10 protein-coding genes are annotated in these 17,611 nt (G+C 52.0%); all 10 read left to right on the top strand.

Going from position 1 to position 17,611, the window contains the following annotated elements; translation table 11 throughout:
* The first annotated feature begins 2 nt into the window (after positions 1-2).
* Positions 3-1,640: a response regulator transcription factor gene (locus tag DQG23_RS08935; protein WP_113030498.1), complete on the top strand. Its 1,638-nt coding sequence runs from the start codon at positions 3-5 to the stop codon at positions 1,638-1,640.
* Positions 1,641-1,977: 337 nt separating this feature from the next.
* Positions 1,978-4,782 (top strand): S-layer homology domain-containing protein, encoded by a 2,805-nt coding sequence (locus DQG23_RS08930; protein ID WP_113030497.1) that lies wholly within the window; start codon positions 1,978-1,980, stop codon positions 4,780-4,782.
* 50 nt (positions 4,783-4,832) lie between these two features.
* Complete coding sequence (locus tag DQG23_RS08925; protein ID WP_113030496.1) at positions 4,833-6,884, top strand: hypothetical protein; 2,052 nt, start codon at positions 4,833-4,835, stop codon at positions 6,882-6,884.
* 32 nt (positions 6,885-6,916) lie between these two features.
* Complete coding sequence (locus DQG23_RS08920; RefSeq protein WP_113030495.1) at positions 6,917-9,850, top strand: family 78 glycoside hydrolase catalytic domain; 2,934 nt, start codon at positions 6,917-6,919, stop codon at positions 9,848-9,850.
* An 86-nt stretch (positions 9,851-9,936) separates the two neighbouring features.
* Positions 9,937-11,649 (top strand): extracellular solute-binding protein, encoded by a 1,713-nt coding sequence (locus tag DQG23_RS08915; RefSeq protein ID WP_158560364.1) that lies wholly within the window; start codon positions 9,937-9,939, stop codon positions 11,647-11,649.
* A gap of 120 nt (positions 11,650-11,769) precedes the next feature.
* Positions 11,770-12,666: an ABC transporter permease gene (locus DQG23_RS08910; protein WP_113030493.1), complete on the top strand. Its 897-nt coding sequence runs from the start codon at positions 11,770-11,772 to the stop codon at positions 12,664-12,666.
* Positions 12,667-12,683: 17 nt separating this feature from the next.
* The gene (locus DQG23_RS08905) at positions 12,684-13,562 is read left to right on the top strand and encodes a carbohydrate ABC transporter permease (protein WP_113030492.1); all 879 of its coding nucleotides are present in this window, start codon (positions 12,684-12,686) and stop codon (positions 13,560-13,562) included.
* A gap of 69 nt (positions 13,563-13,631) precedes the next feature.
* Complete coding sequence (locus DQG23_RS08900; RefSeq protein WP_113030491.1) at positions 13,632-14,825, top strand: Gfo/Idh/MocA family protein; 1,194 nt, start codon at positions 13,632-13,634, stop codon at positions 14,823-14,825.
* A 30-nt stretch (positions 14,826-14,855) separates the two neighbouring features.
* Positions 14,856-16,466 (top strand): hypothetical protein, encoded by a 1,611-nt coding sequence (locus DQG23_RS08895; RefSeq protein ID WP_113030490.1) that lies wholly within the window; start codon positions 14,856-14,858, stop codon positions 16,464-16,466.
* Positions 16,467-16,496: 30 nt separating this feature from the next.
* On the top strand, positions 16,497-17,198 hold the full coding sequence (locus DQG23_RS08890; RefSeq protein WP_113030489.1) for a PIG-L deacetylase family protein: 702 nt from the start codon (positions 16,497-16,499) through the stop codon (positions 17,196-17,198).
* Positions 17,199-17,611 lie beyond the last annotated feature (413 nt).

Below are 17,611 nucleotides of genomic sequence, written 5' to 3'. Positions count from 1 at the left end.
TTATGAATCATATTCTGGTAGTTGATGACGAGACGATTATCGTTGAAGGAATAGCGGGAATTTTGGAAGATTTGACGGATTGGAACCTTGCCGTTTGGAAAGCGGAAACGCCGCGAGAAGCGCTGCAAATTTTTGCCGAGAATCGTATCGATATTCTCCTGACGGATATCAAAATGCCGGGAATGACGGGGCTGGAGCTGGCCGAAAAAGTACGCATGCAGTGGCCGAGGTGTAAAATTATTTTTTTGTCGGGCTACTCGGATTACACGTATTTACAGGGCGCTTTGCGTCAAGGCGCGTACGATTATTTGCTGAAGCCGGCGGATGAGGAAACGATCGAGGAATTGATTCGTCGCGCCATCGATGAAGTAGAACGCGAGATTGACGAAATCGAGCTGCTGACGAAAGCTCGTCTCCAGTTGAGAAGCGCCCAGCCGTTATTGCTGCGTGATTTCGTTCATAATTTGCTCTATAAAGGGAATGATTCGGTTACCGCCATTCAGGAGCAGCTGGATTTCCTCGATATTCCGATGCAGAGCGATAGTCCCGTGATGCTGATCATGGCCCGGGTCGACCGCTGGCCGGCGCATATGACGGCAAACGACAGGCTGCTCATGGAGTACGCCTGCAGCAATATTATTCAGGAGTATTTGTCGCCGGTCGTCAGCGTCATTCCGGCCAAGGAAGAGACGAACATGATCTGGTTGATACAAGCGCCTGCGGAGGAAGGCGGAATTTCCGTGCGGGCTTCCGAGCAAACGTACCTCTTCGTGCAGGAGATGCTTGAAAAAATTCAACAAACGGTACGTCAAATGCTAAGCTTGCCGCTATCGATCGTTCTTGGCAGTCCTTTGACAAATTGGACATGCTTGCACAGGGATTTTCGCTCAATGAGCGAGCTTTTCACCCAGGGCATAGGGCTGGAGGAAGAAATTATTCTGGTAGACGTTCCCTCTAACGAGCAAGAGTCGTATTTGGAAAAAAGGCCTCAAGAAGCGGTTTTTGCTCTTCAAACGCTGTTGGAGTCGGGGGAGTCGGAATCGTTTAAGACGGAGCTGATTAACTGCTTTCGCGAAACGCAAAAGCCGGTGTTCGTCGATTATACTCTGCAGTTGGAGTTTTACTGCTGCTTGTCGGCGATGTTCATCGCTTTTATAAACAAAAAAAACTTGGGCGCTGCAGTCAAGGAAAGCGGCATTGACCTATCGCTGCTTTCCGATTACAAAGCGCATGGAAATTGGGAAGACTTGCTTGTCTATTTCGTTAGGCTTTCGGAGATCGTGATGAATCAGATGGAGCTGAAACAAACGGATCAAAAACGGCATATCATCGATACCGTGGACCGTTACATGGTTCGGCACTTAAATGGAGATTTGTCGCTCCAGCAGTTGGCGAAGCAGGTGCATTTAAGTCCTTATTATCTTTCCAGGCTTTATCATTCGGAGAAAGGCTATACGCTTGCGGAACGATTGATCGAATTGAAAATAACCAAAGCGAAGCAGCTGCTCAGCAACGATTTTGCCAAAATTCAGCAAGTCAGCTTGGAGCTGGGCTTCGAAAATTTTTCGTACTTCAGCAAGTATTTTAAGAAGCACGTAGGCATGAGTCCGCAAGAATATAGAGATCATGCAAGAAAATAATCGAGCGGTTACGCTTCCGCCTTGCGCAGAGAAAACTGTGAAAGGCGGATTTTTATATGCAAATCGCCGATGCGGGACAAGATGACAACAGAGTACATGCAATCGCAATGCATTTGGATTGTTCGAACCGAACGGGGTAAATAGAATGAAGACATCAATAAAGAAGGGAGCACAGCATGCTGATCAACTAAAGGATGGCAAGGCCATTAAAAGGAGGAATAGGTGATCTGCTAAACAACCTAAACACGATGAAAGCATAAAGTACGTGTGAAAACTGATTTAAAACTTGTTTTCAAATTGAAAGCGTTAACAAATATGTGGAAAGGATTGGTTGTTAATGAATGTTCAAACAACCCCCCTACTGCGATATGGCTTAGTAGGAATGATCGTCTTCCTGTTACTTGCTGGAGGATTGCCTGTTTCGCAAGTGTCTGCAGCTGCTTCATCCACAAATGTCGCTGCAGGTAGAGGGCCGCATGCCGTTGCAGTCAATCCGGTGACTAGCAGGATCTACGTAGCCAATGCCGACAGCGACAGCGTGACCGTGCTGGAAGATACATATGGCGGGGGTGTTGTCACCGTGGCGAACATAGATGTTGGAACAACGCCTTATGCTTTAGCCGTGAATCCGGTGACGAACAAGATCTACGTGGCGAACGCGGATAGCGATACGGTAACAGTCATCGACGGCGTGACGAACAATACCATAGAGGTGGATGTTGGAATTCTGCCCTTTGCTGTGGCGGTCAATACGGTGACTAACAAGATTTATGTGGCGAACTTAGGCAGCGATACAGTGACGGTCATTGACGGAGCCACTGCGGATATGGATACCGAAGCCGTAACTGCAACGATACAAGTTGGGGAAAGTCCGTTTGCCATTGCTGTTAATGAAGCCGCAAACAAGATTTATGTCGCGAACGTGGATGGTGACACGGTGACAGTCATCGACGGTGTCAGTAACAGTTCCTCCTCGGTTTCTACGGGGGCCGGACCCAATGCATTAGCGGTAAATCCTCTGACAGGCAGCGTGTACGTGGCCAACTTCTACAGTAATACCGTCACTGTAATTGATGGAACTACGGGTGATGTCTCTACTCTGAATGTTGGTATAACGCCGACTGCAGTGGAAGTAAATCCGGTGACCGGAATGATTTATGTGACCAATACCACGAGTAACAATGTGACCGTAATTGATGGCGCCAATCACAGCATCTCCACGGTATCCGTCGGATCCGGACCAAGTTCGCTGGCCATCAACGCAGAGACGAATAAGATTCATATAGCGAATTACGACAGCAACGATGTGACGGTGATCGATGGAAGGAGTCAGACGACTTCTACTGCAGCGGCAGGAACGAACCCAATTGCTGCTGCTGTGAACATAGGACTGAACAAAGTCTATTTGGCGAACTTCAACAGTGACGAAATAACCGTCATCGGCGAGGAGCGGGCCGGTGATAGCGAACCGAATGCTGATCTAAGTAAAATCAGTGTTAGTGCAGGCGCTTTGCAGCCTTCGTTTGCTCCGGAAGTATTCTCTTACTCTATTGAAGTCAGTCATACCGTATCCAGCATCAGTGTAACAGCGGTTACCTATGACCCCGCGACTACAATGAGACTCAATGGTCAAGCTTATAGCGGCGGTGTGTCGAATCCCATAAGCCTTCAAGTAGGAACCAATCAAATATTGCTTGTGACTGCGGCAGCAGATGGCTTTACTAGCAAGACCTACACCTTAACCGTGATTCGGGCCGAAGCCCCCATTGAATACAGACCCCCGAATCCACCCGATACAAACACTTCGGAAAAGACGGACACCTTTCAGCCGGAATCCGAAGATGTAGAAGAGACTGCAAGCGGAGCAACGCTTACTAACCGTGCGGCAGCATTCACCGTAAAGGCAACTGCGGAAACGAACGGAAAAGCTGAGGCTACAGCAATGCTGCATACGGAATCGCTAATGAAAGCATTTCGAATAATTAAAGGAAATGCAAAGGGGTCGCAAACCATTTTGTTTGAATTACCGGGTACGGAAGCGATTCGTAATGTTGGTATTCCGGCTCAAGTGCTTACTGCGGCAGCTAGTGAAAATCCCTATGCCTTAATCAAAATTAAGACGGAAAATGCCAGCTACACATTACCGATCCACTTCCCTACGCTTACAGCTCAATTGAAGCAGCTCGGCGGCAAGCTCGAGCACGCTACTTTTTTCGTTACGATGGAAACGCTCACAGACGCAGCCAAAGAACAGATGGCTGAGCAGGCGAAAACAGCCGGCATAATGCTTGTAGGAGACATCATTGACTTCACTCTTAGTATCGAGGTGGATGGCAGTAAACAAGTATTCACTGACTTCGGACGTACGTATGTGAGCAGAAGTATTGTTGAAAGCGGGCCAAAAAGGAACAGAGTGTCGGAAGCTATTGATCCTGCACAGTCGACGGCAATCAGGCTCCATCCGCAAACCGGCGAATTCTCATTTGTTCCTTCCACCTTTACAACAACGAACGGATTAACGGAGGTTCATATCTTCCGCACTGGAAACAGTCTGTACACGATAGCTCAGTCCATACGATCCTTTGATGATCTCCAAGGCCACTGGTCGCAAACCGATGTGGAGCTGCTTGCCTCCAAGCTCATTGTAAATGGGCAGACCGAAACGGACTTTGTTCCGGAAGGGAATGTCACTCGTGCAGAGTTCGTCAGCCTCATTATCCGTGCATTAGGGCTTGAAGAGGATTCGATCCCTGCATTTACGGATATTGGAGAAACCGACTGGTTCGCGGGTGCAATTGGCGCGGCGGTGAGGGCGCAAATCGTCAGCGGGTTTGAAGACGGAACCTTCCGGCCTAACGATACGATAACGAGAGAGCAAATGGCTGTGATGCTTTCAAATGCGTTATTGTTTGCTAATAAACCTATTGCTGTTGCAGGGAAGCTGCTTCCTTTGCTGGCTGGTTTCGAAGATAAATCGGCGATAAGTTCATGGGCACAGGTTGCGGCAGCACAAATGCTTGAATCCGGTATGATGAGAGGCATCACAGAACATCAATTTGCTCCTCAGGACAAAGCTACACGCGCACAGGCTGCGGTTGTTATTAAACGGATGCTGCAGACCGCAGGGTTTATGAATGAGTAAAACGTTTCCCTTTATCGAATTCCATCTCAAACTTACAGGAGGAATGAACGATGTTAGACGATAAGGAATTGGAAAACCTGCAAAACACTAAACAAGAGAAAAGCATGATTAGCAGAAGAAAGCTGCTCGCTTCTTTAGGGATGGCTGGCGTTGCGCTTGCTTCGTCAGGGCTGGTTGACGGAGCTATGTCGAAAGCCTACGCAGATTCGGCCGAGACCCGCACAAAGGTAAAGGATTTAATGAGAGGCAGTACAGGTACTGGGTCCTCCACAACGACCTTAACGCCAAATTTGAAGCTGAAGCAAATGGATCCTTTGGATAGCCTCGACGTTAACGGCAATTTTGAAATGATCGATTCGGAATTTGCCGGGAGAGGCGTAACTCCGGACTTTTATAAAGTCGGGACTGGGCGGGACGATACTGAAGCCGTTCAGGCCGCTTTCGATTCTGGTCGAACCGTGATTTTCACCCGCCATTATTACGTGCGCTCGGTACGAATCGGCAAAGACAATCAGACGATCGATTTCAACGGTTACTTTCTGTTTGGAATCAGCACGGCGAGTGATTCGGAGGAAGACAGGGATGCGATACTGAAAATCAACGGCCGCTACCTCAATTTGTTCAACATTTTCGTGTATGGCGACTACAATATCCATTACCGCTGCGGCATCCATTGGTATTCTTACTCGGCCAGCCATGCCGCCCAGCACAATACCGTATTTGGCATGTGTATTTATCGCGTGCTGGTCGGACTCCAATATGGCTCGCATTTCACGGATGCAGTCGTTGACGCTCCGCAAAGCGAAAACTTGATCTATGGCTTTCGCACCCGGGAGGTGCAGAACTGCATCCGATGCTACCAACCCAATGGCGCGCTCAAGGTAATCGGCAGCATTCTGGACTGCAACCAATATTCCTGGAATTCGGCCCATTTCGACAATGAGCTGGCGACGGCCTTTGAAGTGAAGAGCACCGAGCCTAAGTCGACAATATCGATCGTCAGCAGCGAAATCATAAAAACGGCCGCGCCGTACGGCTATGGGTTCAAAGGTGAGGACTTTCAACTGCTCGATTGCTTAATCGAAGTGGCTGCAAGTTGGGGTTACTTGCAGGGCGAGGCGGTCATCCGCGACGTGACCGGAGGGTATCTTAGCCAGTTGCAATTTGATTTGTTCAAGCTTGAGACTGGCAGTACTGGACGGCTGCTGCTGGACAATATTCGTTGTGTTCGTCCGGGCGGCGGCTTTATCTCTGAGGCTTCGATTGTAGCGGGACTTGCCGGGTCGCCCGCCTATTCGGTCATCATGGATAATTCCCAGCTAATCGAATGGTCGGCAAACCGTATCGCGGACAGCCGTAGAGATCGGGTGCTGGTTACGAATACGACGTTCCAGGTTTCGGACGTCGTTACGCATGTCTCCGATCGATTGCAAGGGGCCGTTAACTGGGCGGAATCCGCCGACACGACCGGAGAGTCTATGACGGCGGCAGCCGATATGGCTTCCAAATCGAGCTGGTCGGGCTTCAGTGTAAATGGCAGCGGAAACTTTTTTCGCAAAACGACGTCGAATTTGCCGGGCGGTTACCGAACGGCGATTGAGGTAAAGGCAAACGGAGCCAATAACAACTTGTATATATATTCCCCTTTGTTCCAAACGGTTCCCGGCGAAGGCTTTGCATTCAAGGCTCAAGGAAAAGTCAGCTCGGGAACGATAGGAAGCGATACGTTAGTAAAAGTGATTTGGTTTAAAGAAGACGGAACGTCGGTATCCGGCCAAACGGTTATGCTCTCGAATGCAAGCGGAGCGGGAACGCTGGGCACGGCTTGGAAAGAATACTATATTCAAGGAGTAGTCCCTTCCGACGCTTATTTCGGTATGTTACAAATAGGAGCGCAAGGGAACGGCAGCGGAGCCGTATCGATCTTTGTAACGGGACTCGAGCTGTTTTCGCTTCAGACGGCATACCATAACTCTTTGTTAAACCGGATGAACGCAGCGTTAAACTTCAGCGGTTCGGGGTTAATCGTCAAATCGCCGAACGGCACGCCTTACAAAATAACGGTGAGCGACACCGGGGCAATTACGGTTACAGCCGTCTAAGCGCTTGACCTACAAGAAAGGAATTACTTTCGATGAATACGAATTGGGTAGCCCAATGGATTTGGAACGGGGAAACGGAAGCGAGTCCGCGCAACGAGTGGTGGTGTTTTCGCAAAAACTTCATGTTATCGTCGGAAAATGCGGAATCGGCTGTCCTCAACATCTCCGCCGATTCCCGTTATGTGTTGTACGTCAACGATGTTCAGGTCGGCCGCGGGCCCGTTCGCTCCTGGCCGTTCGAGCAGGCCTATGATCGTTATGAGGTAGGTCATCTTTTACGCACGGGAGCGAGAAATACGATTGCCGTCATCGTTCTGCATTACGGGATTCCAAACTTTTATTATGTGAAAGGCCGAGGCGGTTTGCTTGCCCAGTTGGAGCTGTATGATAGCGATAGGCTGATAGACGTTTACGGAACGGATTCGTCGTGGAAAACGTCGCGTCATTTGGGACAAGATGCGCGCGCTCCCCGCATGGCTTGCCAGCAAGCTTTTACCGAAAGGATCGACGGCAGATTGTGGCACGAGAGGTGGATGGATCGGGATTACGATGACTCGAATTGGGGGTTCTGCCGGATCGTCGGGCCGGCGTTGACTGCGCCATGGGAAGGGTTGAAGCCTAGCGGAATTCCAAAACTTACGGAAGAACGCATTTATCCGGTTCGGGTGGAGTCGCTATCAAGGGTTGTCCCGGTTAAGCTAACTACCGTAATCGATATTCGCAATCATATGGTGCCGGAAAGTACGGAGCATGCCCATCTCGTCGGATACACCGGCTTTGTGGCGACGATCATCCGGGTTCCCGAGGGACGGGTACAGGCAACGCTCGGCTTTACTTTCGCCGCGGTTAATTTCGGCACGTGCTGGATTGACGGCAAAGCTTACAATGAAGAGGATTTTCGCGGGGAAAAGCCGGAGCTGTTCCTGGATCTTGAACTGGAACAGGGGGACCATTTGTTTGTTATGGACGTGAGCGGATTGGAACACGGCCGCGGCTATCACATCGGCCTGGATGGAGACGGCCCTCTGGAGTGGTTGTCTCCGTTGGCCGTCGAGACCGGCAAAGATTCCGCTTTTGTTTCGATCGGGCCTTTCCACACCGTTAAGTTCGTCGATCACGAGCCGGGCGAAGAGCTGGATATGACGGGCGAAGCTTATTTGCAGGCTCGTCAAGACATGCAGTCCGGGACGCTGACGGCGTTGATGGAATGGGTAAGACCGATTCCTTTAAGTCTGGTCAGCCGTGACGATGTGTTTGCCTCCTGCATTTGGAAGAGGGAGTGCCGACCGGTGATGGTGCCCGCTTCCTTACAGCAGCTGGTATCCCCGAACGGCGCATTGACGGAAATTCCGCGGTTCGACGGTGCGGATACGGAAATCATCATCGATTTCGGCAGAGAACTGAGCGGATACATCGCGTTTGAACTGACGGCGGAGGAAGGCACTGTCGTCGATTGCTACGGCTACGAGTATATGCGGGATGGTTGGCGTCAGGACACGCACAGTCTGGACAATACGTTGCGCTATGCGTGCCGGGCAGGCCGGCAAAGCTATTCATCCCTTGTTCGGCGGGGCTTGCGCTATGTGATGCTGACGATTAGGCACGCATCCGCAACCGCGAAGCCGGTGAAAATCGCCGGTATCTCCGTGATCCAAAGTCATTATCCGGTCGCCGATATCGGGCGGTTTCAGTGCTCCGACACGCTGCTGAACGAAGTTTGGAAAATGAGCGTCTATACGACGAAGCTGTGCATGGAGGATACGTTTGTCGATTGCCCGGCTTATGAACAAACGTTCTGGGTAGGCGACAGCCGCAACGAGGCTTTGGTCAGTTACTATACGCTGGGCGCCGAACCGCTGGTGAAGCGATGCTTGGAGCTCGTTCCCGGTTCAAGCCGGCAGACGCCGCTGTACGCGGACCAGTTGCCTGGCGGTCTGAGCAGCGTCATTCCCAATTGGACCTTCCTGTGGGTTGTCGCCTGCCAGGAATATTATGAGCAAACCGGCGACGCGGCGTTCGCTTCGCGGATCTGGCCGCATGTTCGCTTTACGCTGGAACATTACCTGTTAAGGATGGACGAGCTCGGATTATTGAATATGAGGGGCTGGAATTTTCTCGATTGGGCGCCGATCGACCAGCCGAATCACGGAGTCGTTACGCATCAGAACGTCTTCCTATGTAAAGCATTGTCCGCTGCCGGCCAATTAGCCATCGCCGCCGGACAACCTACCGACGGGGCGGCGTGGGCGAACAGGGCCAAGGAACTCGGAAGAGCGATCAATCTCCACCTTTGGTCGGAAGAGAAGCGCGCCTATGTGGATTGCATTCATACAGACGGACGGGTATCGGATATATACAGCATGCAAACCCAGGTGACCGCCTTTCTTTGCAAGGTGCCCGAGCTTGACCGGAAAGAAGCTTTGGAACAGCTGCTTCTGCAGCCGCCGGGACAATTTGTGCCGATCGGCAGCCCATTCATGTCGTTTTTCTATTACGAGGCGATGGACGAAATCGGACAATATCGCTGGATTCTGGACGATATCCGCCGGAATTACGGCCGTATGCTGGAGCATGACGCGACGACCTGCTGGGAGATGTATCCCGGGAACCAAGACAATAGCGGCAAGTCGGCCGCTCCGACACGGAGCCATTGTCACGCTTGGTCCGCCGCTCCCGCTTATTTTCTCGGTGCCATTGTATTGGGCGTTCGCCGGACGGCGCCCGGCTGGAAGGAAGCGATCATCGCGCCGCAGCCTTGCGGATTAAGCTGGGCCAGAGGTGCGGTTCCGATCTTCGGCGGCGGACGTATCGACGTGTCCTGGCGAATAGACGAAGAAAACAACCGGTTTCATATTCGCATTTCCTCTCCCGCCTCCCTGCGGTACGAAATTCGTTATCCCGACGGATATGAAGGCAGCAGCGAGCGGATAGAAATTCCGGATTGCACAACAGAGTACATGCAATGACAACACATTTGGATTGTTCGGCAAGCTTGAACTCCATAAAATGAGGATAGATTGACGGAACTACTTACCTAGAGGGGGACATGAAAGTGAATCGCAGAAAAAGACGCATCAAAATGGTTGTCGGTTGGGCTCTCGTCTGCAGCCTGCTGATCGTAAGCGCATGCAGCAGCAACAACGGGAAAAGCGGGACCCCGTCCGCTTCGCAGTCGGAACAACCGGGAACGGCGGTTGCGTCGGAAACCCCGTCTACCAAAGCGGTTGACCCGATGGGGAAATACGACCCGCCGATCGTGGTTACGACGGGGCGCAGCGAGAGTGGCATGAAGTTCGATACGGGCCGCAGCATCGATAACAACCAGATATACGACAGGTATTTGGCCGATCTGGGCATCCAGGTAAAAAACACGTGGGTCGTCAACAGCGCGGACGGGTATACGAACAAGGCGAACATCGCGATCGCTTCCGGCGACATTCCCGACATTCTCGCGGTCAGCCCGCTGCAGCTGAAGAAGCTGGTGGAAGCGGACATGATCGAGGATCTCACCGAACTGTACGATAAATACGCGACGAAAGAACTGAAGTCTCTGTTCATGGAGGATGGAGGCGTGGCGTTGAAAGCCTCCAGCTTCAAAGGCAAGCTGTACGCCCTGCCGATGACTGTTAGCGCCATCGATGCCTCCGACGTCCTGTGGATCCGCAGCGACTGGATGAAGAAGCTCGGGCTGAGCGAGCCGAAATCGATGGACGACGTGTACAACATCGCCAAAGCGTTCGTCGAGCAAGACCCCGACGGCAATCAGAAGGCGGATACGTTTGGCATTGGGTTGTCGAAAGAGCTGAATATTGCGGGCAGCCCCAGCATCGGCGGCTTCTTTAACGCCTTCCACGCCTATCCCGGCATCTGGGTGAAGGACGCGAGCGGCAAGTTGGCCTACGGCAGCATCCAGCCGGAGATGAAGAACGCGATTCTCAAGCTGGCGGAAATGTACAAGGCCGGTATGATCGACAAGGAATTCGGCGTCAAGGACACAAGCAAAGTCTACGAGTCGATCAACGCCGGCAAAATCGGCCTGTTTTATGGAGATTTGGCTGCCACCCTGTATGCCAACAACGGAACGAAGAAAAACGATCTGAACGCGGACTGGAACGCGTATCCGATCGTGAGCGCGGACGGCACGCCGGCCAAAGTCTCGATGAATATGCCGATCACCGTCGTTTATGTCGTGAAGAAGGGCATCAAAAATCCGGAAGTTCTCGTCAAATTGATGAACTACTATAACGAGAAGAACTGGGTGAACCCGGATCCCACCATCTCGCAAAACCCGGATACCGGCGTGCTCTGGTATCCATACAACATTGTGCAGGCGAGCCCGGTGATGAAAAACATCACTTCCCACCGCAACGTGAAAGCGGCCTTGATTGCCAATGATCCGGCCAAACTGAATTCCGAAGAAAAGATGTATTACGACAAAATCGATACATGGCGCAAAGATCCGAGCAATGTGGAAGGCTGGATGTTCTACAAGGTGTTCGGCATGGATCATGCAGGCCTGGAAGCGGTGGACAGCTACATCGCCAACAAGCAGTTCCAGCAAACGACTTTCCTGGGCGGGTCAACGCCGGCTATGTCCGAGAAGATGGCCACGCTGGATAAAATGGAGAAGGTCATGCTGACCAAGATCATCCTTGGTTCGGCCGGCATCGAGGAGTTCGACAAGTTTGTGAGTGACTGGAAGAACCTCGGGGGAGATCAGATCACCAAGGAAGTCAACGAATGGGCGGCTGCCGCCGGCCAATAAGACCAATCAGGCTGTTCCGGCGCATTCGCATAACGCGTGATTAACGATAGCCGGCAAGAAGGAGGAGAAGCCGCACCTCGGGCTTCTTCCTTCCTTATCGGCTTTAAGGTGGTACGAATGATGACACTTGCAAAATTTAAACGGAATCTGCCTCTTCACTTGATGATCTTGCCCGGCGTGATCATGGTTTTTCTATTCAGTTACGTTCCGCTGGCCGGCATCTCTATCGCGTTCCAGAACTTTATTCCCAACCGCGGACTATTCGGCTCCGAATGGGTTGGCTTCGAAAATTTCAAGTACATGCTCCAAATGCCCGACATCCGGCAAGTCATATGGAACACGGTTTATATTGCCGTCATGAAGATTGTTCTGAACCAGATTGTGCCGATTATCGCCGCGCTCCTGCTGAACGAAATGAAGCACAAGCTCCTAAGGCGCGGGGTGCAGACCTTGATCTATCTGCCGCACTTTCTGTCCTGGGTCATTCTGGGCGGAATCATGATCGATCTCTTGTCAACGGAAGGGATTTTCAACCGCGTTCTTGGCGCCTTCGGCGTCGAACCGATTTTTTTTCTGGGCAGCAACAACTGGTTTCCTTTTGCAATCGTCGCATCGGACGTCTGGAAGGAATTCGGGTTTGCTACGATCATTTATTTGGCGGCCTTGACGTCGATCGACCCCACGCAATATGAGGCGGCGTATGTCGACGGGGCAGGGCGCTGGAAACAGACCTGGCATATTACGATTCCCGGCATCGCATCGACCATCCTGCTATTGGCGGTGCTCAGCCTGGGCAATATTTTGAACGCCGGCTTCGAACAGATCTTCATGCTGTACAGTCCGCAAGTCTACGAGTCAGGCGATATATTGGATACGCTTGTTTACCGGATCGGGTTTGTAGAGGCGCAATACAGCGTGTCTACGGCGGTCGGATTGTTCAAATCGGTTATCAGCCTTGTATTGATCGTCACCTCTTACCGGCTTGCGTATGTTTACGCCAACTACAGAATTTTTTAAGCAGAGGTGGTTTAAGCATGATTGAGTCGCGCACGTTCTCCAGGCGACTGTTTATCGCCGCAAATTATACGTTAATGACGGCGCTCGGGCTTCTATGCATTTTACCGTTCATCCATGTGTGGGCTTTGTCGGCCAGCAGCGCAGGTGCGGTTTCGGCGGGTTACGTGACGTTCTGGCCCGTTCAATTCAATAGCGATGCCTACAGGCTAATCCTGAACGATCCTAAATTTATCCGAGCGTTCGGCGTTTCATTGGAACGATTGCTTTTAGGAACGATACTCGGTTTGACAATGACGTTGTTTACCGCCTATCCGCTGTCGAAGGAGTCGGGATCCTTCCGGTCGCGCACGGTGTATGTCTGGTATTTCGTCGTGACGATGCTGATCGGCGGAGGTTTGGTTCCGACCTATATGGCCGTGCGGAATTACGGCTTGCTGGATTCGATCTGGGCGCTTGTGCTTCCGGGGGCGGTGAGCGTCTTTCATGTCGTGCTGCTGCTCAATTTCTTCAGAGGGTTGCCCAAGCCGCTGGAGGAATCGGCTTTCATAGACGGAGCCGGGCATCTGACGATTCTGCTGCGCATCTATTTGCCGTTGTCCCTGCCGGCGATGGCGACGATCGCCCTGTTCACGATGGTCGGCCACTGGAACGCCTGGTTCGATGGCCTGCTGTACATGAACAGAACGGACAACTATCCGCTGCAAACCTATCTGCAGTCGTTGATCGCTCAGCCGAATATTTTGCAAATTACGAACCTGAGTGAGTTTCTCGACGTGACGGAAAGAACCGTAAGGGCAGCGCAAATCTTCGTCGGAACGTTGCCCATTCTGATCGTTTATCCGTTTTTGCAGCGTTTTTTTATGAAAGGAATTGTACTCGGAAGCGTTAAAGGATAGCGCATTTGCCGGAATTCGGCAGGCTGCCGGTAATAGGACAGGACAAGTATAGAACAAGGGAGATTTCACATGAGACTCGGTGTGATTGGTTACGGTACACGAATCCGGAACATGATCGATGAAATCATCCGGATCGAACCCGCTTGCAGGGTGACGGCAATTGCCGATATACGCAATGAAGCCATACGGGACGAGCTGGCCGGATCCGGAGCCGAACAGCGGCGGAAGACGCGCTCCGACGAGATCGCGTACTTCGATACGCCGGAAGATATGATTCGCGGGGCGCAGCTGGACGGCATTCTGATCGGAACGCGCTGCTCGCTGCATGCGGAAATGGCCGTTCGCGCGCTTCCAAGCGGAATTCCGCTGTTCTTGGAAAAGCCGGTGGCCACGAACGCGGCCGATCTGCTGCGTTTGAAGGAAGCCTACGAACAATCCCGTTCGGAGGTCGTCGTCTCCTTTCCGTTGCGCGAAACCCCGCATGTCAGATTGGCTAAAGAGATCATCGATTCTGGGCGAATCGGTACGGTGGAGCATATGCAGGTAGAGAACAACGTGCCCTATGGCCATGTTTATTTTCAATACTGGTACAGGGATGAGCAAGAGACGGGCGGGCTGTTCCTACAGAAGGCGACCCACGATTTCGATTGTATCAACCATCTGCTCGGCATTCAGCCGAAATGGATATCGGCAATGACGTCGAAGCAGATCTTCAAGGGCGACAAGCCGGCAGGCTTGCGCTGCAAGGCTTGCGATGAGCAGCTGACCTGTCAGGATAGCGTAGTGCTCAGGCGCAAAAAAGGGGACGACGAGCATGGCGAATATTGTGCGTATGCCGTCGACACCGGCAACGAAGATTCCGGCAGCGCGTTGATCCAATACGAGACAGGTATGCACGCCGCTTACTCGCAGAATTTCTTTGCGCGGAAGAAGGCGGCCACGCGGCGATATCGGCTGCTTGGGTACAAAGGTACGCTGGAATTCGATATTTACAGTAATCAGATTAAAGTGTTCATGCACCATACGCATCGCGTGGAAACGTACGATATCGAACCGGGACCGGGCGGGCACTCCGGCGGCGACACTGCGTTGGCGGTCAACTTTATCGAAGTGATGCAAGGTAAAAAGAAGTCGATTTTTCCGTTACGCGACGGTTTGTTGAGTGCGCTGATGTGTCTGAATGCCAAGTGGTCGGCCGAGAACCGCCGGTTTCAAGCCGTCGATTGGAACGAGCTCGGCCGAGCGGCCGTCCACGCGTTGTAACGAAATCGAATCGGAAAAAGAGGTGCAGCCGTGCATATCCACTATAATATGAATCCGCTGTTGGTCATCAACGAGGCGGAAAGCCAAGGCGCCCTGGACTTGTTCAAACGAAGCGGCATCCGCACGATCTGGTTGTGGGGATACTTCTTCGGCCGTTGGTGGGCGTCGATGGAAGATATGATCAAGGCGAAAGAAATATTGCTTCGCAACGGGTTCGAGGTCGGGGTGGCGCAAGTACCGGTCGGACATCCGGGAAATAGCCTGAATCCGGATGACGACACCCTCGATTTGACCATTCCGTCCAGCTGGAGGTATCGCATCGACCGCAACGGCGAGCCCGTATACTTTTGCGCCGATCTTGACGAAACGATGCTAAGCGACAACGTCCGGGCGATCGAAATGCTGAGAGATGCGGGCTTCGAGCAGGTGTTCTACGACGACGATTTGCGACAGGGAAATTGGGGGCCGAACATCGAGGGCTGCTTCTGCGACGATTGCCTGAAAGGTTATAACGAAGCTTATAACCGCCGATTGACACGGGAGGAGCTCGCTCGGTCGCTTCCCCGTCCCGAGGAACCGGGAGACCCTGAGGTGGCTCAAGAATGGGTGGCATACCTCAGCGGTAAAATTAGCCGCTTGATGAAGCAGTCGGATTTGCCGGGGATTCGGATCGGCATCCAGGTCATGCATCTGGGAGATGAACGGCACGGCATCGACATGCCGGGCATCCGGGACGACATTCCGGGCTGTATGTTCCGGGTAGGCGAAGGTCATTTCAACGATCAGGATTTCGGTAATCCGCAAGCTCGCGCCTACGATTTGTTCAGCATCCTCCACCATTTGAACATCGTGCCGCGCGAGCAGGCATTCAGCGAGACGACGGTTTTTCCGCCAAGATCGCTGAGCCCCTCAAGCCTCGTGTTCAAGGTAAAAATGGCGGTTTCCGCCGGTATTCCGAACATCTTCTTCATGAGCGGAACGTGGATGATCGAGGAAGACTATTGGCAGGTATGGATCGAGAGCAAAGAAGCGATCGAACGTGTCGCGAGCGAGTATGAACCTTATGCCCGCATATTTCCCGTACATCAGGCGTACGGAACGGATGGGGCCGGCGCGGAACCGACGGAAATGCCGCAAACGGCTTTTCTGTCCGGTCTTCCTGTCAAACCTGTGCGGGGGCTCGAGGCGGAGAAAAATGCGGAGAAGGCGGAGGTTCTGCTTTTCTTCGGAAAATACCGGCTGACCGATGCTTGGATTCGCTCGCTGGGCAACTATCGCACGATCATTTTCGACCAAACCGCTGCGGCTTACAATGAGGATTCGCTGTCCGGTCTCGCCGATTTCCCGATTGTCCGTTGGGAGCATACCTTCGGAACGAAACCGACGGAAGAAGAAGGACGGCAATTACGGGAGCTCCTCGCGGCGACCAATCCGCAATTTCCTTATATGACGGAAGGCCGGAATATAGGCGTGATCTGGCTGCGTGATGCGGACGGAGTTATTTTGCTGAATATGCATGGTGCGCGAACGGAAGGAACCCTTCGATTCGACGGCCGATCGCACCGGGTAGAGCTGCCTGCCGACACTTGCTTGCTGATCCGTCGTGAAACGAATGGTTCGTACTCGCGCACAGAATGGTGAAATAGGAATGAAAAGGGGATTGAGTTTTCCATGCGAATATTGGCAATAGGTGCGCACCCGGACGATGCCGAGGGATTATGCGGCGGAACGTTAGCGAAATACGCGGCCAGAGGCGACCAAGTGACGATCATGATCGCAACCAATGGAAACGTCGGTTCGCCGACGCTCTCAAAGGATGAAATTGCTGCAGTTCGCCGGAAAGAAGCGGAAAGAGCCGCAGCTGTTATCGGCGCTGACATGATCTGGCTGGATATTGACGACGAATTTCTGTTCCACGATAAAGAAACGAGAATGAAATTTATTAACGCAATTCGCCAAGCGAATCCGGACGTGATGTTTGTACACGGCACGAACGATTATCATCCGGATCACCGCATTTGCGGCGAAATCGCAAGCGATTGCCGCATTCCGGTAACCGTCCGGCTGATTCAAACGGAATATCCCCATATGGATAAGGTTCCGCATGTATTTGTAATGGACAACATCGGATCGATCGGCTTCGAGCCGGAAGCGTACGTAGATATTACCGATACATTCGAGACGAAGTGCCGCATGCTACGCTGCCATGAAAGCCAGGATACATGGCTGCAGCATCTTTATGGAATCGACGTCGTGGGGCATATGTCGAAATCGGCTGTCATGCGTGGCATGGCGATCGGGGTCAAATATGCGGAGGCGTTTCGCAGTCTTCCGATGTATCCGGTCAGCGGCGGCCCGCATTTGCTGACTTAGCCGTTGAAATGCTTGCTAAGATTAGTGGAGCATCGACTTCAAGGAACGAGCAGAACATCAACTCAAAGTACTAATTAACTCAAAGTATGAAAGCCGCCACTTCAACTCAAGAAACGAGCGGAACAACAATTAGCAGAGCAACAACCTAAAGAACGAAGAGAAAAACAACCCAAGGAATGACTGTACATCAACGCAAAGGAAGACGTCGGGAATCGGCGTCTTTTTTGCATGGAGTGGAGATGCTGCGCTAACTGTAAAACATGCAGGTAATTCTGGTTAAAAAGCATGAAAAAAGGAATTAACGGGAAAAACCCAGACTGTTTAGAAAGTCCTCATTTTACCACGACAGCGCGTTAATATGATATAATAATGGTAATAAACTGTCCCGAAAGGCGTTGATGCTCGTGCTCGAC

This window comes from Paenibacillus contaminans, from assembly GCF_003285015.1.
GTDB classification, from domain to species: Bacteria; Bacillota; Bacilli; order Paenibacillales; family NBRC-103111; genus Paenibacillus_V; species Paenibacillus_V contaminans.
The sequence above is the reverse complement of the archived record's forward strand: the minus strand, read 5'-3'. Positions and strand labels throughout refer to the sequence as shown.